The sequence below is a fragment of the Butyricimonas muris genome (assembly GCF_046365375.1).
GTDB lineage: Bacteria > Bacteroidota > Bacteroidia > Bacteroidales > Marinifilaceae > Butyricimonas > Butyricimonas muris.
Genome location: NZ_JBKEIT010000011.1, coordinates 149,248 through 168,546, shown reverse-complemented (window position 1 = coordinate 168,546; position 19,299 = coordinate 149,248). Strand labels below are relative to the sequence as shown.

17 protein-coding genes are annotated in these 19,299 nt (G+C 40.8%); all 17 read left to right on the top strand.

Features of this window, described 5'->3' with window-relative positions:
* The first annotated feature begins 88 nt into the window (after positions 1-88).
* The 17 genes from ACK8P8_RS17705 to ACK8P8_RS17625 all read left to right on the top strand — a co-directional run bounded on the left by ACK8P8_RS17705 (position 89) and on the right by ACK8P8_RS17625 (position 19,271).
* A complete protein-coding gene (locus tag ACK8P8_RS17705; protein WP_303180809.1) occupies positions 89-667 on the top strand; it encodes an RNA polymerase sigma-70 factor in 579 nt (192 codons plus the stop codon).
* Positions 668-977: 310 nt separating this feature from the next.
* Complete coding sequence (locus ACK8P8_RS17700) at positions 978-1,277, top strand: helix-turn-helix domain-containing protein (RefSeq protein WP_227217793.1); 300 nt, start codon at positions 978-980, stop codon at positions 1,275-1,277.
* Positions 1,274-2,530, top strand: a complete 1,257-nt coding sequence (locus ACK8P8_RS17695) for a type II toxin-antitoxin system HipA family toxin (protein WP_303180808.1) — start codon at positions 1,274-1,276, stop codon at positions 2,528-2,530. Before ACK8P8_RS17700 ends, ACK8P8_RS17695 begins: the two co-directional genes overlap by 4 nt.
* Positions 2,531-2,684: 154 nt before the next feature.
* Positions 2,685-3,824 (top strand): FecR family protein, encoded by a 1,140-nt coding sequence (locus tag ACK8P8_RS17690; protein WP_303180807.1) that lies wholly within the window; start codon positions 2,685-2,687, stop codon positions 3,822-3,824.
* A 247-nt stretch (positions 3,825-4,071) separates the two neighbouring features.
* Entirely contained in the window at positions 4,072-7,539 is a 3,468-nt protein-coding gene (locus tag ACK8P8_RS17685) for a TonB-dependent receptor (protein ID WP_303180806.1), read from the top strand.
* Positions 7,540-7,552: 13 nt separating this feature from the next.
* A complete protein-coding gene (locus ACK8P8_RS17680) occupies positions 7,553-9,517 on the top strand; it encodes a RagB/SusD family nutrient uptake outer membrane protein (protein ID WP_303180805.1) in 1,965 nt (654 codons plus the stop codon).
* Between the two features lie 60 nt (positions 9,518-9,577).
* Positions 9,578-10,963 carry a DUF4959 domain-containing protein gene (locus tag ACK8P8_RS17675; RefSeq protein ID WP_369858753.1) on the top strand — a complete coding sequence of 462 codons (1,386 nt, stop codon included), beginning with the start codon at positions 9,578-9,580 and terminating at the stop codon, positions 10,961-10,963.
* A 5-nt stretch (positions 10,964-10,968) separates the two neighbouring features.
* Complete coding sequence (locus tag ACK8P8_RS17670) at positions 10,969-12,495, top strand: DUF4998 domain-containing protein (protein ID WP_303180802.1); 1,527 nt, start codon at positions 10,969-10,971, stop codon at positions 12,493-12,495.
* Positions 12,496-12,599: 104 nt separating this feature from the next.
* Positions 12,600-13,271 (top strand): hypothetical protein, encoded by a 672-nt coding sequence (locus ACK8P8_RS17665; RefSeq protein WP_303180801.1) that lies wholly within the window; start codon positions 12,600-12,602, stop codon positions 13,269-13,271.
* 10 nt (positions 13,272-13,281) lie between these two features.
* Complete coding sequence (locus tag ACK8P8_RS17660; protein WP_303180800.1) at positions 13,282-14,052, top strand: hypothetical protein; 771 nt, start codon at positions 13,282-13,284, stop codon at positions 14,050-14,052.
* A gap of 35 nt (positions 14,053-14,087) precedes the next feature.
* Positions 14,088-14,660: a hypothetical protein gene (locus ACK8P8_RS17655; protein ID WP_303180799.1), complete on the top strand. Its 573-nt coding sequence runs from the start codon at positions 14,088-14,090 to the stop codon at positions 14,658-14,660.
* 24 nt (positions 14,661-14,684) lie between these two features.
* The gene (locus ACK8P8_RS17650) at positions 14,685-15,392 is read left to right on the top strand and encodes a hypothetical protein (RefSeq protein WP_303180797.1); all 708 of its coding nucleotides are present in this window, start codon (positions 14,685-14,687) and stop codon (positions 15,390-15,392) included.
* A 17-nt stretch (positions 15,393-15,409) separates the two neighbouring features.
* Positions 15,410-16,012: a hypothetical protein gene (locus ACK8P8_RS17645; protein ID WP_303180795.1), complete on the top strand. Its 603-nt coding sequence runs from the start codon at positions 15,410-15,412 to the stop codon at positions 16,010-16,012.
* A gap of 23 nt (positions 16,013-16,035) precedes the next feature.
* The gene (locus ACK8P8_RS17640; protein ID WP_303180793.1) at positions 16,036-16,668 is read left to right on the top strand and encodes a hypothetical protein; all 633 of its coding nucleotides are present in this window, start codon (positions 16,036-16,038) and stop codon (positions 16,666-16,668) included.
* Positions 16,669-16,682: 14 nt separating this feature from the next.
* Positions 16,683-17,768 carry a redoxin domain-containing protein gene (locus ACK8P8_RS17635; RefSeq protein ID WP_369858752.1) on the top strand — a complete coding sequence of 362 codons (1,086 nt, stop codon included), beginning with the start codon at positions 16,683-16,685 and terminating at the stop codon, positions 17,766-17,768.
* A 47-nt stretch (positions 17,769-17,815) separates the two neighbouring features.
* On the top strand, positions 17,816-18,487 hold the full coding sequence (locus ACK8P8_RS17630; protein ID WP_369858751.1) for a hypothetical protein: 672 nt from the start codon (positions 17,816-17,818) through the stop codon (positions 18,485-18,487).
* A 10-nt stretch (positions 18,488-18,497) separates the two neighbouring features.
* A complete protein-coding gene (locus ACK8P8_RS17625; RefSeq protein WP_369858750.1) occupies positions 18,498-19,271 on the top strand; it encodes a hypothetical protein in 774 nt (257 codons plus the stop codon).
* The last annotated feature ends 28 nt before the right edge of the window (positions 19,272-19,299 follow it).

The following is a 19,299-nucleotide window of genomic DNA, read 5'->3' as shown; positions in this document are numbered from 1 at the left end:
ACTTTTTTGCTTTCTCGGGTGTTTTCGTGTCAAAGATTTTGGTGAAAGGGAAACTTTCTCTATTTTTGGAAAAATATTTATTCCAATAATGAGGTATGACGGGCGTGACATAGCAGAAGAGGATTGGGTTAAAGGATTGAAGGACAATTCAAGTGAGGTTTTCGAACAGGTATTTCGGGAGATGAGTCCCAAATTATACAGGTTCGCTTTAGCCTATACCATGAATGCAGATACGGCAGAAGATATCGTGCAGGATACTTTTATGCACCTGTGGTCAATGGCTGCTTCTCTGCCGGATGAAACCAATATCAGCAGTTATCTTTATTCTTCCGTGAAAAATTCTTGTCTGAATTATTATAAACATCTCCAAGTGGAAGATTCTAACCGGACGAAACTGACGGAAGCATTGATATACGTCGGTACGCTGGAGTACGAGGATAACAGCGCCTTGTTCGAGAAAGTTCAAGAGTGCCTGCAAAAATTACCCGACCAACAACAAAAAGTATTGGAACTAAAGATATTCCGGAACATGAGTTACAAAGAGATCGCTCGTGAACTTGATATCTCGGAAACATCCGTCCATACCCACGTGAAACGAGCTTACAAATTTATCCGGGAATCCTTGCCGTTACTCTATGCGTTTATGATCTTGAAGGGAACGATTTAATTTTAGATTTATGATTTTAGATTTATGATTGGGGACTGCGCGAGACGTGCGTCTATTCTGTGATTTAGCGATTCTTGATTTTTGTGATTTATATTTGCATACAGAAACTCCGCCGAAAAAGTGTATATTTGTACGAAAACTCCGCCGAGTTTATGTACCAGTCTGATTACCGGAAAGAAAAATGGTTAGTTAATTTGCCTCTATATGCGGTAAGTGAACTTGTCAAGATAGAATAGAAATATCTATATTTTTGTCCGATATTTGCTATTAAATAAAGAAATATCTATATTTGTGGAAAGTTCGAGTTTTTATGGAGAAGGATATTTATGCATATAGTAATCGGGAGATAGCAGCTTCGCTAGGGCGAAGATTTCAGGAATACAGGAAGCGAATGGGATACACGCAGAAGGTTTTGGCTGAAAAGACCGGGATTAGCGTGTTTACGATCAGTTCTTTTGAAAAGGGTACGGGGGTGGGATTGTCACTGACAATATTTATCTCCATGATGCGTGCTATTGAACAGTTAGAGCAAATGGAGGCATTGTTGCCCGATTTGCCGGAGAGTCCGAAAGCACTTTTTGAAAGAGCACAAAAAAGGCATAAGCAATGAAAATGAATGTAGTCAAAGTGATACTCTGGGGACGTACCGTCGGGTATGTTTCGTGGGACAAAAAAAGTCGTCGTGCGTTTTTTCAGTATGATGACGCTTATGTTGCAGACGGTAGGGAGTTAGCTCCGCTGACCATGCCGTTAACAAGTGAACGTACTCGTCGTAATATGGTTTGGCCGGGAAATACAGATAAACTTTATCAGGGACTTCCACCTCTGTTGGCTGATGCTTTGCCTGACCATTGGGGAAATTCTATTTTTAAGGCATGGATGCGGGATAATGGCATTCGTAGTTCGGATGTGACACCCGTGGATCAGCTTTCTTTTATTGGTTCTCGTGCTATGGGGGCATTGGAATTTGAACCGGCGCAGGATTTGGGAAGTGATAAAGCTTTTGATGTAGATGTGCAAAAACTTTATGATTTTGCACGAGAAGTACTATCGTCAAGGGAAAAGATTACTTTGACATCAGAATGTTCTGTATTGTGGCAGGAGTTGGTAAAACTTGGAACCTCTCCCGGGGGAAAACGTCCTAAAGCAATCGTGGCGGTTAACCCACGGACAGCCGAGGTAAAATCAGGACAAACTGAAGTGCCGGAAGGTTTTATCCATTATATTCTTAAATATGATGACGGCTCTTCGTTTCCATTTGCTCGAATGGAATATGTTTATTACAGGATGGCTGTGATAGCGGGAATAGAGATGATGCCTTCTATGCTTCGACAATACGAGGGAGTAACGCATTTTCTCACGCAACGTTTCGATCGTGTGGGGAATGAACGTATTCATACCCAAACGTTGGCGGCAATGGCCCCGGGGGCTGATGATTATGATGATTTGTTCGAGGTGATTCGTCGATTACGGTTGCCTTATAAAGATAGTGAACAGCAATTCTTGCGTTTGGTTTTTAATGTTCTAGCCCGAAATGTCGATGATCACTCCAAAAATTTCTCGTTTTGTATGGATAATACCGGAACGTGGCGATTATCCCCGGCTTACGATCTTACCTTTGCGGTTGATACATCGGCTCCGGCGTATGTGAATAGGCATTCATTATTTGTTAATGGAAAGGATGACAAGATAACTATTGCGGACTTGTTGGAAGTAGCTGCCCGAAATGATATCCGAAACCCCAAAGAGTTGATAGAGAGAGTACGTGCCGTGATAGCTGATTTCCCGTCAATAGCTCGTGAAAACGAAATTCCAGACGAGATTATACAAGTACTCCGAAAAGAAATAGGGAATATCTATTAATCCGTTTTTTAATAATAGAAAAAATATTATCTAATTAACTTGTTTGTTATCAATCGTGTAAAGTAATTTTCAATTTTCAACTTTCAATTTTCAATTATTTTTTGTCCCCCATTTTTCCCTAACGTTGTCTTAATAATAAAGACAATGAAAAATCATGGAAATAGATAAAATCAGACGGGTAGTTTCGGGTAAGGCTTCCGAGGAAGAGCGGGAAGACGTGAGAGTCTGGATGGAAGGAGCGGAGGAAAGGAAACGGTTTCTGAAGGATGCGGAAGAGTATTACAGGGGTAAGGTGTTAGGAATCGGGGAGGAATCCCGACGAGTGGCGCGAATGTGGCAACGAGTGTCTCAGTCCCGGAAGAAGCGTCGGATGGTTGTTTTGCGACGTTGGATTTCTGTGGCTGCATGTGTGACAGCTGTTGCAGGATTGATATTGTGGTGGGAAACGCTAAAAGAGGAGAATGTGTTGAAGCGGGTACAACCTTTGGAGGTTGCTCATGCCAAGGGGGTGAAGTTAATTTTACCGGACGGCAGTTCTCACGAGTTGTCTTCATCTGAAACTATACAAGCAGATGTTCCCGGCTTCGAGGTGAAAGCGACAAGTTCAGTGCAGGGACAGAAACAATTTGTTGACACTTTATCGGAGCCCGTGGTGGAATACAATGAAATTATTGTGCCCCGTGGTGGGGAATACACCTTGACTCTTGTCGATGGGACAACCGTGATCTTGAATTCGGAAACTCGCATGCGATTCCCGAACACGTTTGTGGGAACGGAACGAAAAATATTTTTAAGCGGAGAGGCCTATTTCGATGTTGCCCGGGATGAAAACCGCCCTTTCCTCGTGGAATTTCAAGGGGGAAAAGTGAAGGTGTTGGGAACTCGGTTTAACGTGCAAGCGTACTTGGGACAAAATACTTTTGCTACCTTGGTTTCGGGGAAAGTGGAGATTTCTTCCGGTCGGGATTCTGTGGTTTTGCATCCCGGTGAACTATGCGAGATTTCTTCCGTGGATCGCATGCTTTCCGTGCGTGAGGCGGATATGATGTCCGTGTTGGCATGGAAAAACGGGGAGTTTGTTTTCAAGGATGCTTCCCTAGAGCAAATCGTGAGAGCATTATCCCGCTGGTACGATACTGAGATCGAGTACGATGCTTTGGAATTGCAGGATATGAAATTTCATATTTATATGGATCGGGCTAAAACTTTGGAAGAAGCTTTACAAGTAATTTCCAGAATGGGGGAGGTAACTTATGAAATAGTTGGGGGAAAAGTAATCATTAAAAAGCAGTAAAAGACAACGAGAGATGTTGGTCCACCTCTCGTGTAAAAGTCTCTGTATATTTCAACAGTCACATTAATAACACAAAACTATGAAAAAAAATCGACAAAAAGTAATTCGGGATCCTTAGAAAAAAGTTTTTAGTATAAAAAACAATTCAATTACAATGATTAACAGCGATTGTGGCGAAGGAGACGTTGGTCCGTTTTTTTCGCTTGGGATATCGCATTTTATAAATGTCACATTAATATTAATTTTTATGAGAGAAAATCGACGAAAAATTTGGGGACTTGTTCCCCGTTGGGAGGAGAAGATATTGAAATGGGGGCTTTGCCTATTGATATGTTGCTCCTCTGTTTACGTGTCGCAGGCTCAAACGGAACCCCGGGTGAACTTGGAGCTCGTGAATGTTTCATTGGTTAAAGCAATTGAAGAACTGCGGGTACAGACGAAGTACAATTTTCTTTTTAACTCCGATGAGTTGCGTAATTTTAATTCCGTGACCATTCAGCTAAAGAATGTTCAGCTTAGACAGGCTTTGGATTCTTTATTGTCTCCGAGAGGGTTGGAATACGTTATCGAGAAAGAAACTGTTATTATTAAAAAGAAAGAAGTTAAGCAGGCAGCAGTGCTTTCCGTAAATGGTAGGGTATTTGACGAGAAAGGTAACCCTCTCCCCGGGGCAACTATTGTTCTTCACGGGTCAACGCATGGTGTGGTTTCTGATGCTGACGGACGTTTCACGATAGCAGCCGGGCCCAGAGATATTTTGCAAGTTTCTTTTATCGGGTATAAAACGGAAACCATTGAAATCAAGGGAAAAACGCGAGTTAATATATCCTTGAATCCCACGGAAGAAAACTTGGAAGAGGTAACAGTTGTGGCTTTCGGTACGCAGAAGAAAGAGAGCGTGGTAGGTTCTATCACGACGGTTCGTCCCATGGATTTGAAGACATCCAGTAGTGACCTTACCGCTGGAATGGTAGGAAAGATTGCGGGTATTATCGGCTGGAAAACAAGTGGGCTACCAGCGGCATTGACGGAGGATGAGATGAATACAAAATTTTACATCCGCGGTATCACCTCTTTTAATTCTAACGCAAATACGGATCCATTGATTTTGTTGGACGGAGTGGAAAGTTCCAAATTGGATTTGGCTCGCATTGCCCCAGAAGATATCGAAAGTTTTAGTGTGATGAAAGATGCTTCAGCTACAGCCATGTATGGTGCTCGCGGGGCGAATGGGGTTATTTTGGTAACAACTAAGAAAGGTGAAGAGGGGGACGTGTACACGACAGCCCGTTACGAGATGGTAGTTAGTGAACCTACAAAAGAGATCGATGTGGTAAATCCTATTGATTACATGAAGTATTACAATCAGGCTATCATGAATCGTTCCAATTCCGGGACTCCTAAATATAGCGTGGAGCGTATCAACCGGACGGCTTCCGGGAAGTATCCCTCGTGGGTATATCCTGCAAATGATTGGTACGATGTGTTGTTCAAGAACAGGAATATCAATCATCATGCGGGACTTACTATTCGCGGCGGTTCGAAAGTTGTCCAATATTACTCTTCCGTTAACTACAATCGCGACCAAGGTTTGTTGAAGACGGATCGTTTGAACCAGTTTGACTGCAACATCACGAACAATCAATTCACGTTCCGCACGAATTTGAATATAAATTTGCATGCCGGGATCAAACTTCTGGTTAATGCCTCGGCTACATTAGATCGGTATCATGGACCCATGGTAGATACAAAAACGGCCTATTCTCTTGCCTTTAACGCTTCGCCGGTGGATTTTGCCCCAACTTATCCGGCAGACGATAAATATAATTGGCCTCACATCCGATTCGGTACAACATCGGCTGGTACTGATGGTTATCAGACGAATTTAAACCCCTATGCTTTGGTGCAACAAGGATACGTTGAACGAACCCGTTATTCTACGATTAATAAAGTGGAGTATATTCAAAATTTATCCGCATTGCTCAAGGGGTTGGAGTTGAGGCTGAGCGCATCTCTGGTACAAAGTGGATTGTATGATCAAGGTTTTTCAACAAGACCTTATTACTATTACATGAGTGATTATAATCAAGAGACCGGCAAGCACGTTTTGGTACCCAATCCCAACGATGGAAATATGCGAAGCAAGAGAACCCTAGATGTGGGGTCCAAAAACTCTACAACTGATACGCGGATAACTTACGAGGGACGCCTTTATCATAGTGCTGCATGGGGAGACCACCAAACTTCATTGACCGGGGTATTTCAAATGTACGAACGTACGTTCAATCCGATAGAGGCCGTGTTGGAAGGGCAACCCCAGCGTAACTTGAATTATTCATTCCGTGCTTCTTATGGATATAAAGACCGTTATTTTATCGAAGCCAGCGGGGCGTACAATGGATCGGAACGTTTTGCGGAGAACAATCGCATGGGCTTCTTCCCTTCTTTCGGGGGAGCTTGGGTGGTTTCCAGTGAAGATTGGATGCGCCCTCTTTCTAAAATATTACCTTACCTGAAATTTCGCCTTTCGTATGGTAGGGTCGGTAACGATGGAGTCATATCTACTCCCCGTTATGTGTATATACCTAAAATAGGAAAAACGCAATTACAAACATCCGGAGATTGGATACGAAATCCACAGCAAGCTTTTTATCGTAAAATAGTAGAAGCTTATCCTAACGAGAATATCAAATGGGAAATAGCCGAAACGACCAATTTTGGTATCGAAACACAGTTTTTCAATGGTATCGTGGAATTGCAGGCAGATATATATCAGGAAATACGGCACAACATCATATCGCAACGTACGATTATCCCCGCACATATGGGTATCGAGGTCCCTCCTTTGGACAATGTTGGTAAAACTCGTTCCCGCGGAGTAGATCTTTCCGGGAAGATTCAACATTCATTCAACAACGATCTTTGGTTTATCTTGAACGGTACGTTGACTTACAATAAAGTTACTTATAAGGCGATTGAGGAGGCCGGAGACAAACCGGAATGGCAACGTAAACCCGGTAAGGATATCAGTCAGGCAATGGGATACATTGCCGAGGGACTTTTCAGGGATCAAGCCGAGATCAATAATTCCCCGCGGCAGGATGGCGATGTGATGCCGGGGGATATCAAATACCGCGATATTAACGGGGATAACGTGATTGACGTGAACGATGCCGTGTTTATCGGTTATCCCGAAAATCCCCGGTTGGTATACGGTTTCAGCGGTTTCTTGAATTATAAAAACGTGGAATTCAGTTTTTCATTCCAAGGCTCGGGGAAACGTACGTTTTTCATGGATCCCGTGGCACTGAGTCCCTTTGTCAATAACCATGCCATGTTAAAGGCCATTGCCGACGATCACTGGTCGGAGGACAACATGCGTAAAAAAACATTCTGGCCGAGACTTTCTCCTAATTCAATAGCGGAGCACAATCCCATGGAAAATTGGTATGACCAAGAGAATGCCGAAGTACGAAAGAGCACTTATTTCATGCGTGAATGTCGTTTTCTGCGTTGCACGGCGATATCTTTGGCTTACAATTTACCCCGGAAATGGTTGGACGCGTTAAAATTACATACGGCAAAACTGACGTTTAGCACGAATAACCCCTTCTGTATTACCGATTTCAAGGTTTGGGACGTGGAATTGGGTGAAAACGGGTTTAATTATCCTATTCAAAGGACTTATTCCGTGGGATTGAATGTTAGTTTCTAAATCTAAAACAAGTATGATAAAGAAATATTTATTACATGGCTTATTATTCGTTACATCGGTTTTTCTTGCTGGGTGTGAGGGATATCTAGATGTCGTTCCGGAAAATGACATTGAAACGATTGAGACCAATTTCGAGAAAAGAGAAGATGCTTTAGAATGGCTCAAGACATGTTATGCCGCATTGGAGGCTGATGTGGCAAGCAGACGTAATAATCCGGCTTTTTTCGGTGCGGATGAATTTTGTGGCGGTGATAATGCCCGCAACGCAACATTTACTTATGGCTATGCGGATATGTTGAAAATAGGTGACGGTTTGCAGATGGCACAATCTCCTTACGGTAACGTTTGGCACAGATCGGGACATTACGCGGCCATTCGTTATTGTAATATCTTTTTGGAAAACATCGATCATGTTTATAATATGACAGATGAAGAAAAGAAGATTTGGTCGGCAGAAGTGAAAGCGGTGAAAGCTTTCTATTATTTCGATTTATTGCGTCGTTACGGTCCGATTATCCTTATTGATGAGAATATTCTTCCGAATGCAAGTATCGAAACGATGAAAAAGACACGGCGTCCGATAGATGAATGCGTGGAAGCTATCGTGAAATTGTGTGATGAAGTTATACCGGTTTTACCGCAAATGAACCAGAAAGAGGACGAACATGTTCTGTTTTTCAATCGGGAAGCCGCGGCGACCTTGAAAGCTTTGACATTGTTGTATGCCGCTTCTCCTTTGTTCAATGGTAACGTGTCGATGAAAAACTTCAAGAATAAAGCCGATGAACAGTTATTCCCCGATTATGACAAGGAAAAATGGCGAAGAGCGGCTCTAGCTTGTGATTCGGCGATTATGTTTTGCGATATGGCTGGTAAAAATTTAGTATCCGGAAGCGGAGATCGTCCATCCCCGTTATTAAACACGATGAAAAATATTGAACGTACGTGGATCGGGGATGGATATGATTGTAAGGAAGCGATATATATGGTAAATACACAGAATTCTGATATGCAATATCCTTTTTATGGTTATTTTGCTTCAGATGCCCAATATACCGAATACTACTGTTGGAATAGTTACGGATGTTTGGGAGCACCGATGAAAATGGTCGAGATGTTTTACACGGATCATGGACTACCCATCGACGAGGATAGCCAATGGTTGGCCTCTCAATATGCTTTCACGAAAGAGGTGGATGAAAAATATCGGAATGTTCTTCCTCTAGATGAAGAGGTTTTAAGTTTGCACCGTCATCGTGAACCGCGATTCTATGCTATGATTGCGGGTGATCGTATGTTATGGTACCGGAAAGTCGCTTCATACGGTTCAGCTCAATATAAAGCTTTACCCATGAAAAATCGACAAGGGGAAGAAACCGGTTCTAGGTTTAAGCGTTTGGATGAGACAAGCGCACAAAATGTTACCGGTTACTGGATAAAAAAATGGATTAGTTCCGAGATTCAAACCAGTACATATATAAATAATATGTCTAGTGTTGTGGCTCCTGCATATATATTTCGTTTGGCAGAACTTTATTTGGCCGCCGCAGAAGCATGGAACGAATGCGACGGACCGAGCGAAAAGGTATATAATTATTTGGATGAAGTGCGCGAACGGGCTGGTATACCCAAGGTACGCGATGCTTGGAATACTTATGCGAAAAACCCGGACAAAGTGGGCACGCAAGCGGGATTACGCGATATCATCCAACAAGAATGGAATATCGAATTCGCTTTTGAAGGTCGTCGTTATTGGAACGTGCGCCGTTGGATGACAGCAGAGAAGGAATTGAATGTTCCGCAGTACGGATGGAATGTACTTTCCCCTACCCGAGAAGGTTTTTATTGTCAAACTCAGGGGGGGCAACCTATCGTCGTGTGGAAGAAACGCAAGTTTGAAGTTCCGAAAGATTATTTTACCCCTATACGGGCAGAAGAGATTTTGGTATCCGGTATTGTACAAAATCCCGGGTGGTGATAAAATAATTGTGAATTTACAATTTTAAATTGTAGATTAATGATGTAAAATTAATTGACTATGAAGAATTTATTATTCATTTCGTTACTAATATTGGGACTTTTGGGCTGTAATGACGATGAGTCCGGAATAGTGCATGTCGATTTGCAGCCGTCAGAGGCATTTTCGTTCACACCCGTGCCGGGAGGTGCCGTGATGCGCTATAAACTTCCGGCTGATCCTGAAATCGTCGGTTTAGAAGTACGCTACAACGATGCTTGGGGACAGGAGATGCTCCGGGTTGGCGGGACAACTTGCGATTCGTTGCAGTTGGTCGGTTTCAACGAGAAAAAGGAGAACGTTTCGGCACAAGTCAACCTGTGCTTTTATAATGATCGAAAATCTCAATCTTTTGACGTGACTTTTTCCACGGAAGATTCTGCTCCCGTGACTTTTTTGAAAAGTGCTGAAATTTTTGCAAATTGGGAAGGTTTTTCTTTACGGTTTAATAACCCGGCAAATGCAACGGGTATGGCTCATGTATTTTACCTTGGGATCGATCCGCAAAGTCAATTGCCGGATACTATATTAGTTAGCAGCTTCTTGTTGGAAGAAACGGATGGAAATGAGATCATTAATTACAAGATGCAACAAGACATCAAGGATCCTACCATCGTTGTCCGTGCGGAGGATTTCAGGGGTTATATCGTGGATGAAAAAGTATGGCCGAACGTGAAATCCCTTGTGTCGGGCAAACTGAATCCGGATAATTTCACGTTTTTCTGTGATCGAGTGATTGTACACGAAAAGCACAAGCTGGGGTCAGAATATTTGTTTGATGGAGATAAGAAGGGGGAAATTCTCGCTTTGGAGGAGAACCGAGGCAAAGCCTGTTCGTTCATAGCCGGTCCTAATTCTGCGGGAGAAGATGCGGTACCCATGTATATGGATTTGAAGCAAAATCGCGTATTAAGTAGTGTGCGATTATATGCTGTATATCATAGCGAATACTTGGGGAGACGTGGTTATTGGGAGGATTCTAGTACAGAGGGGGGAATGAATCTTTGTTATGGAGACAATGGCAATGAATTGCCATGCGAGGTAACTATCTACGGATTGAAAGATGATGGACAAGTTGCATCCACATTCGAGACAATAGATTGTAAAGAGGGTTGGGTAAAATTAGGCTCGTTCAAAGAGGACAAGAATCTTCCGGAGAAAGAGAGATGGACTTATCCCGCTAGAAATATTTATCCACCTCGTACGATACAGCAGGTACAAGCTTCACCCGAGGTATTTATGGAAGTGATCATTCCTGCCATAGAACAGGGGGATGGATATAGATACGTGAAAATGGTGATTGATGAGGTGTTTAAATATCCGTATTCCGGGGGGAATATAAATAATCACAATCCTTATAATTATGTGCAATTTCATGAGTTGGAAATTTACACGGAAAAAGAATAATAGTTATGAGAATGAATAAATATATCAAGATATTGCTCTGCGTGTCGGCATTTGCTGTAGCATGCGATAACGAAAGTTTGGAAGATACCTATAAGGAATACGCGGGCGAAGGAGAGATCCGTTATCTGGGGAAATGTACCGATCCGTTGGTTACCCCGGGGTGGAAACGCATCATTGTGACTTGGCAAAATAATACGGATCCTTGTATTGAAAAAGTTAAGGTGAAATGGGCATTGGACGAGGTGAAAGATTCCGTTTTTTTGGAGCGTGGAGTAGCGGAGTATAATATCAAGCAATTGAATGGCGAAGAATTGGAGGATGGGAACTACGAAATTGCCATTAGCAGCGTGGCTGCCGATGGTAAAACTTCTATTCCTGTTATTGTCTATGGGCGTCCTTACACGTACGATCATGAAGATATTAGATCTTTTAACAGGATTATTTCCAAGATCTATATTATTCGCGATCGTTTAGTTCTTTCTTTCTTAGGCTGGCAAGACAATATGCGGTCAGCCTCGTTGAAATACACGAAGAAAGACGGTTCGGCCGGAAATCTGGTATTGAATAAAGAATTGGTTGATAAGCTTTTCCATTTGCTCCCGGACGAGATCGATGCTAATGAACCCTTGACATTGTATCGTAATGGAGAACTGATCGGCTGTCAGGATGTGATTGATTTTGAGCCTTACGTTTTCTCTACGGTGAAGACATTTGAGGCTGATTTTAAACGAGAATTAAAACGTCAATTCGGTTTCGAAGAGATCCCCGTTGAATGGATAGAGCAACGGGAAACGTTGTACTTGGATTGGAGTTTGACTTCATTTATCGATCTATTGAATTTCCCCAACCTCAATAAGGTTGTCTTGGGCGAAAGGCGGTATTTCAGTTCCGCGGAGGCCGCTGTCGATACCGTTTACGGGCAAAGTGCTATTAGCGAAAAAGCTGCTTCTAATTTTGCTTTAAAAGTGTTGAAGGAATTGAACGGGTTGACCGTAGAACGGTATAACAAGCATTTCCAAGGACTTGATGATAACTTACTGGTGGAGAAAGGAGTGACTGAAATTCCAGTAAGAAATATGATTGATTTAAGTGATGCAAAAGTCGACATGTATCCTGCAGATGATGAAAATATTCCCTCTCGTTTGGAAAACCTGATCGACGGGAATTATAACACGAATTGGAATCCTATGTACACGTCAAGTTATCTTACTTATGAATTGACTTTTGATTTGAAAGAGAGCAAGCGGATCAATGGTCTTCGTTTCGTGCAGGCGAATTATAGCGATAATGAAGATGCGATTTCTCTAGCACCGGAGATGATTAAAATTTACGTGTCAAATGACCAGATGAGCTGGAAGATTGCTACTTATCTGGAGGAGTCCACGATCGGTAAGACGAAAGGTGAAATCAATGATGTTGATTTCACGGATGAAGTAAAAAATGGTTCATACCGGTACGTGCAAGTGCGTATCAACGCCGGTACTTTCGGTCAGTATTTCGCCTCGAGAGTCGCTGAAATCGGTTTGTATTAGAGTTAATTCCACGTTTTGAATTCATGAAGATATGTCAAAAGCCTTTTGGGCTTTTGACAGAATCTTCTCTTCTACCTAATGTTTGATATTTAAACGATGAAACTATGAGAAAACTCACCTTATTATTAAGCTTTTGTTTTTGTGTCGTTGGAGCTTATGCGCAAGAATCGGAACAAGATAAGAAATGCGTGATAGAGATGAAAAACCTTTATCGAAAATCGATTCATTCCAAGTATCAAGATACTGTTACCTTGTATCCTTTAGAAGTATATATTGATGGGATGTTTGAATTTAAGGATTGTAAGCCGGAGCTTTATAAAGAATCTTGTGGAGGTTTTGTTGTGATTTGTGATACGTGTCGTAGTGGTGAAGATATTTTCAGAATGTACGCTACTCAAGGGAAAACAGCAGAAGAACAAAGCCAAGAATTTGAGCAAAAGACAGAAACATGGGCGGCCCAATGGGTAAAGCAATTTGTTCCGAATGAGGTAGTGAATATGGTTAAAAAATTCATGCAAAAAAAGCATGCGGAATACTACGATTCATTTTTTGTTACCTGTCACGCAAATGCAGAAGGTGATATTGTGAGTGTTCGTTTTATGATTACGACTGAAATATACGAGCAATTGACGGTTCGGCAGGTGAAGAACCTTTATCAGAACGTGAAGAAAGAGAAAATACCGTTCTTGACGGAATATTTCCCTTTAGAAAAACCGGATACGACTGTTTCTATTGAATTTAATATTTGTGATTTAATTCAAAAAGGATTAATTTGAATTTTGAACCATGAAAAAAATATTGATGTTGTGTATAGGAATTGTGGTATTGTGGGGATGTCAGAAAGAACACGAATTATTTTTGCACGAGGAATCGGAATTTATCGGATCGAGGGCTCCCGGAGATTACGTGTTTAGTCAATTCTATATCCCTTATAGTGGATCTATATTCCCGTGGGAAAACAAACGAGCCCTTACAACAGAAGAAATGAATCATTTAGCACATTCTTTTAATATTTATCTACCAGCTTCTTCTCCGGTATGGTATAAAATCTGGGATGAATTTAGACTAAGACAAGTAAAGGTCATGATTGGAATCGATAAAACATTAGATAAAAATTCTGGAGCATACTATCGGCAAGGTACGATTTTTTTCAACGAAGATTATATAAAGAGAGAATTATTTTATTTTCAACATGAATTGTTACATGTCGTGCAGCAGTTTGTGTTGGGGTATGATATGGATTCAGAAGTTGGAATGCGGAATCACGAGTATGAGGTTGCTATTGTTTTGGATATATTGAACGTGTTTAGTAGAAAAAGTACGCTGGATGATCCGAGAGAATATTTCGGTAGACCTGCCGGAGAAGCTGGTGAAAATTATGATAAGTTTATGAAAGAAATAGTTAAATCATCCATAGAAGGGCGATTGATGGTGAATTCTGATACTTTCCAGTTTCATGCTTGGATTAATGAGTGGGGTGGGTATAGAGATTGTGATTATCAAGCTTCGTTAATGCCTCGTTTGGTTATGTGTATGATAAATATGCTGTTTGAATGATTGGAATTGAATTGTAATAATTAAATTATAGAGTCATGAAAAAGTTTATTTTACTGCTGGGCATTTGTTTTTGTGTCGTTGGCATTATTACAGCAAAAGCAGAGAATACGGATATGAATAAAGAAAACTTTCATTCATTCATTAACGAGCAGCAAGATAGCGTGAAAATGCCTGATGTGGAGAATGATGTATTTGTCATTTTAACATCTGACTCTATAGCAACATCAGAGGGAATCTATCGATATGAGAACACGGTTGACACGACAGGTGTAATTTCATCTCTTATACTCTATGAGGTAGAGTCAAAATCTAAAGGAATAAGTTTTTGCTTTTCTCATTATCAATTAAAACAAGGTCATGCAGACGAACAAATGAAGATAATATTCCGTGATGACATGAAAATAGTAACGTTATCGAGAAAATTCTTATCTCAAATTAAGCCTATTGATTTAGACGAAAAGTTTCCTCGTATGCGACAAGAAGACGAGAAAGAATTTCTTGATAAATATTCAAAAAAACGAATATGGATAATTGACAGAAGGTATATGACAGACACTTTGGTAACATTAGTTCCCATGAGTATAGCTAGGGTGTCTGTGTTTTACTGAATGGCAATTTAATACTAATGAACGATGAAAAAGCCTCTGCTATTAGGAATAAGTTTGCCTGTCATTTTTTTTCTTGGTTGTCAAGAATCTCTATTAGAAGAGCCCTTTATGGATATTGAAGGTGAGGAGATTGCTGCACTTCACGAGGCAGATGGCAGAATAGCCCGAATTATTGCTTCTGGTTCCTCGCTAAATGATGGACAACGTTTCCTTTTATTACAAAGTTTGTACTACTTGGAAGCGAGATACCCCGAGTTGGAAAAAGTTATCGAGTATATCATGGGGATGCGGGGTCCCATCATGTTTAAAATGGACTCGAGTATTGTTGGCGATGCATCATATGATTCTTATACGATTTCTTTCAAGTATGAATATTGTATCGAACCGGAAAGGCTTCTGGAGGAAATCTTGCATGCCGCTCAAGATATACTTTACGGTTATTCCGCTATGCAAAAAGCACGTAAAAACGTGGAGTTCGAGGTTCGGGTTTTTCGGGATATTTTGGAATATAGAGCTTGTGAGCAGAACCATGAAATGTATAAATTTCGTCCACGTGCCAGTCATTTAGATTCATATAATGCATGGTTATTTTGTCTTAGTATGAGGAATTTACAAAATAAAGCTCTAGAATCATTTAATGAGTGGGTTCAAGGGTGGGATAATTCAGAATATCTGTATACGAGTTTTGATCTTTTGTTTTATCCTCAATTGATACCATTGTTTAGTTTCTGATTTTAAATATTCGAGTTATGAAAAGGATAATTTTATTCGTTGTTTTTTTAGTTTCTTTTTTTTACGTACAAGCCCAAGAGTTTGATCTATGTAAATATGTACATTACCGTAATGCGGATAGTATGATGTTTGTCATTACAGATTCGAAAATTAACAAAGATACCAATCTTTTTAATCGTTTCACTCGGATCTGTGGACCAATGGATAGAGTTCCTGATTTTAAAAAAAACAGGGAGGAATGGATAATTGATATCAAGGGTAAGATACTCTCGGAAGAACTTGAAAGAATCTTACAGGATTCGGTTATTTGGGCAAAAATATTTTTAATTGGAGTCCATTTTGATCATGAAGGAAATATGTTGACGGTGTCTTTCGTGATTGATAAAGTCATTTATGAGCTTTTGCCTGAAAATTGGTTGAAAGATATTTTTAACCGATTGATGAAGGAGAAAATCAATGTTTCGGATTTTTATGATTTTGGTAGCTATCGAGAAAGGTCAGCGATGATAACGATTCCAGTTAACGATTTGGTTAATGGTCATATACGAGGCGAATTTGAATGTCACAATAGTGGTGGGGGAGGATTTGGTTTAATGCGTGAAAATAAACCGCAGGAATGATATTTATTTTTAGGTATTTAACTATGAAAAAGGTGATTTTATTTTTCAGTTTTTATTGTTTTATTTCTGTATTACATGCTCAAGAGTTTTGGATTACGCAGGGAGGGTATTATCTTACTCCTGATAATGTCCTTGTTTATATTTGGGACTTGAAGATAAAAAATGAACCGGAACAATTGTTGCGTTATATTCGATCTTTGCATGAATCAGATAAAACTTCAAACTTTTCAGAGAATCGGAAAAAATGGATTGAAAAAGTAAAAGATAAAATATCTACGAAAGAGATCGAAAGAAGATTGAAAGATTCAGTTTTGTTATCAAAAGATTTTTTTATAGAAGTTAGTTTTGATAAAGAAGGGAAGGTGTTTACAGTAGGTTTCACTATCTCAAAACCTATTTATGAGTTATTGCCTGAAAAATGGTTGAAGGAAACATTCAGTCGATTGATGAAAGAAAAAGTTAAGGCTTCAGATTTTTTTGATTTTAGTTCACGTCCTGAAAGAATTGGTCAAATAACATTTTCGGTTACAGACTTGATTACAGGTCGTTTCAGAGAGGAAAAAGAATATTATAAAGAGCAATACGAAAGAAAACCTAAAGATTCTTTTGCTTTCCCGTGGTTGGGAACTGGGGTAATTAAGAATATAAACGAATAACATTAATGAAGATCATGAAAAGAATAGGATTATCTATATTGCTGGTAGTTTGCACGTTCATGGCGAGCGTGGCACAAGAAGGTTTTAAAATCACGGGACGCTTGGGAGGAACTCTCGAGGGAAACCTCGTTTTGGCGGCAAGTGGATCGGAAGGGTTGGTTAAATTGGACGAGGCGGTGATGGTGAACGGTGATTTCGAGTTTGCAGGACGGGTTGACGGACTGGTTCTCGCCTATATATTGACGGCGGAGCAACAACCGGTAGCCACGTTGATGCTCGAGAACTTGGAATACACCATAGTGGCGGGAGAGAGTGGAATCGAGGTACTGGGAGGTGGGGAATCCCAAAAGATCTTGAATCAATATAACGCGATCAACCAGACTATCGCCCGAAAGAAGATGCTTATGGAGCAGGAAACTAGAGCCGCTTATGCGCAGCAGAACCAGATGAAACTGCAAACGTTGCAACAGCAGTTCCAGAAAGTGATGGAAGAAGCGGGGGCGAAACAGGCAGAATTGTTCCGAACCTACAAGGATTCGCCAGTGACGGCTTTCGTGATCGCTTCCGGCATGGGGCAAATGGATTACACCTCGTTGAAAGCCGTTTACGACGGGTTGGGCGAAACGGCAAAAAACAGTCCTTACGGTCAGGCTATCGTCCAACAGTTAGCCGTGTTCAAGCAAGTGGAGCCGGGTTCCGTGGCGCCAGACTTCAAGGGAATCACGTCGGGAGGCGAAACGATTTCCCTTCACGGGATCAAGGCGAAAGTGAAACTAGTGGACTTTTGGGCATCGTGGTGCGGTCCCTGTCGTCAGGAAATGCCCAACGTGGTGAAAATCTACAAGAAATACCGAGAAGCGGGCTTGGAGATCATTGGCGTGTCGCTGGACACGAAAGTCCCTGACTGGCTGAAAGCCATGAAGGACGAGAAAATGACTTGGCCTAACATCATGGACGAACAACAGGGAATTGCCGCCCGTTACCTTGTCCGGGGCATTCCCCACACGGTATTGCTGGACGAGAATAACCGCATTGTCGCTAAAAATCTCCGGGGGAAGGCTCTGGAAAAAAAGATTGCGGAGTTGTTGGGGAAAAAATAAGAAAACAGGACTAATCTAAGACTGCATTAATAATTAAATACGAAGCCATGAAAAAACTCATTTTACTACTAGGCATTTGTTTGTGTGTTGCGGGTGTTCACGCTCAAGAATCGGAACAAGATAAAAAATGCGTGATAGAGATGAAAAATCTTTATCGGCCATCGTTTCACGATAATTATAGAGATACCGTTACTTTGCACCCCCTCCGGGTGGTTATTGGCGAGGTGTTCGAGGATAAGGATATCGATCCGGAAAGGTATAAAAAACTTTGCGGGGGACATGTGATTGTTCTTGATACTTGCAATTGTCGTGACGATGCTTTTAGGATACTAGTACCTTTAGGTAAAACACAAGAAGAACAAAAACGTGAATTTGACCAAAAAAAAGAACAGTGGGCAGCCCGGTGGGTAAAGCAATTTGTCCCAGAGGAGATGTTGACTATAATTAAAGAATTCATGCAAAAAGGACATGATGATGTATTCAATTGTTTTTGGGTCACTTGTTATGCGAATGCGGAAGGTGATATCTTGAGAGTGCGGTTTAGGATTACGACAGAAATATACGAAAAATTGATGGTTCGACAGGTGAAGGAGTTTTACCAAAACATAAAGAAAGAGAAAATACCGTTCTTGACCGAATACTTTTTCTTCGAAAAACCGAATTTAACTACTTCCATTAGTTTTGATATTTGTGATTTGGTACAAAAAGGGTTGATTTAAATTTCCGGGTATGAAAAAGATATTGATGTTGTGTATAGGAATTGCGGTGTTGTGGGGATGTCAAAAAGAAGATAATTTGCTTCTGGGAGAAGAACCTGCATTCATCGGATCTCGCGCTCCGGGGGATTACTTGTTTGCGCAATTCTATGCTCCTTATAGCGGATTCGATTTTTCGGGAAACAAGTGTGCGTTGAATCAAGATCAAGAAAAACATTTCCGAAGTGAATTTGATTATGTAATACCTGCTTCTTCTCCGGTATGGTATAAAATCTGGGATGAATTTAGACTAAGACAAGTAAAAATCGAGATAGGAATCGATAAAACACTGAATAAAGATTCGATGTCATATTATCAACAAGGTACAATCTTTTTCGCTGAAGAATATTTTGAGGTAGATAAATCTTTCTATTTCCAACATGAGTTATTGCATGTCGTGCAGGATTTGGTGCTGGGCTATAACATGGATTTAGCAGCGGGAATGCGGAATTACGAGTACGAGGTTGCCATTGTTTTGGACATATTAAACGTGTTTAAGAGGAAAAGCATGCTGGAGGATCCGAGAGAGTATTTCGGCAGGCCTGCCGGAGAAGCCGGGGAAAGCTATGACGAGTTTATGGAGGAAATAGTTCAATCATCAATAGAAGGACGTTTGATGTTGAGCGGTCCCGGAATCTTCCAATTTCATGCTTGGATCAAGGATTGGGAAGGGTATAAAAATAGTGATTATCAAGTTTCGTTTATGCCTCGTTTGGTCATGTATATAATAAATATACTATTTGGATGATAGAAACACGAATTATAATAATTAAATA

Coding starts and splice junctions, on each gene's coding strand:
- ACK8P8_RS17705 (WP_303180809.1), top strand. CDS start 89: ATGAGGTATGACGGGCGTGACATAGCAGAAGAGGATTGGGTTAAAGGA.
- ACK8P8_RS17700 (WP_227217793.1), top strand. CDS start 978: ATGGAGAAGGATATTTATGCATATAGTAATCGGGAGATAGCAGCTTCG.
- ACK8P8_RS17695 (WP_303180808.1), top strand. CDS start 1,274: ATGAAAATGAATGTAGTCAAAGTGATACTCTGGGGACGTACCGTCGGG.
- ACK8P8_RS17690 (WP_303180807.1), top strand. CDS start 2,685: ATGGAAATAGATAAAATCAGACGGGTAGTTTCGGGTAAGGCTTCCGAG.
- ACK8P8_RS17685 (WP_303180806.1), top strand. CDS start 4,072: ATGAGAGAAAATCGACGAAAAATTTGGGGACTTGTTCCCCGTTGGGAG.
- ACK8P8_RS17680 (WP_303180805.1), top strand. CDS start 7,553: ATGATAAAGAAATATTTATTACATGGCTTATTATTCGTTACATCGGTT.
- ACK8P8_RS17675 (WP_369858753.1), top strand. CDS start 9,578: ATGAAGAATTTATTATTCATTTCGTTACTAATATTGGGACTTTTGGGC.
- ACK8P8_RS17670 (WP_303180802.1), top strand. CDS start 10,969: ATGAGAATGAATAAATATATCAAGATATTGCTCTGCGTGTCGGCATTT.
- ACK8P8_RS17665 (WP_303180801.1), top strand. CDS start 12,600: ATGAGAAAACTCACCTTATTATTAAGCTTTTGTTTTTGTGTCGTTGGA.
- ACK8P8_RS17660 (WP_303180800.1), top strand. CDS start 13,282: ATGAAAAAAATATTGATGTTGTGTATAGGAATTGTGGTATTGTGGGGA.
- ACK8P8_RS17655 (WP_303180799.1), top strand. CDS start 14,088: ATGAAAAAGTTTATTTTACTGCTGGGCATTTGTTTTTGTGTCGTTGGC.
- ACK8P8_RS17650 (WP_303180797.1), top strand. CDS start 14,685: ATGAAAAAGCCTCTGCTATTAGGAATAAGTTTGCCTGTCATTTTTTTT.
- ACK8P8_RS17645 (WP_303180795.1), top strand. CDS start 15,410: ATGAAAAGGATAATTTTATTCGTTGTTTTTTTAGTTTCTTTTTTTTAC.
- ACK8P8_RS17640 (WP_303180793.1), top strand. CDS start 16,036: ATGAAAAAGGTGATTTTATTTTTCAGTTTTTATTGTTTTATTTCTGTA.
- ACK8P8_RS17635 (WP_369858752.1), top strand. CDS start 16,683: ATGAAAAGAATAGGATTATCTATATTGCTGGTAGTTTGCACGTTCATG.
- ACK8P8_RS17630 (WP_369858751.1), top strand. CDS start 17,816: ATGAAAAAACTCATTTTACTACTAGGCATTTGTTTGTGTGTTGCGGGT.
- ACK8P8_RS17625 (WP_369858750.1), top strand. CDS start 18,498: ATGAAAAAGATATTGATGTTGTGTATAGGAATTGCGGTGTTGTGGGGA.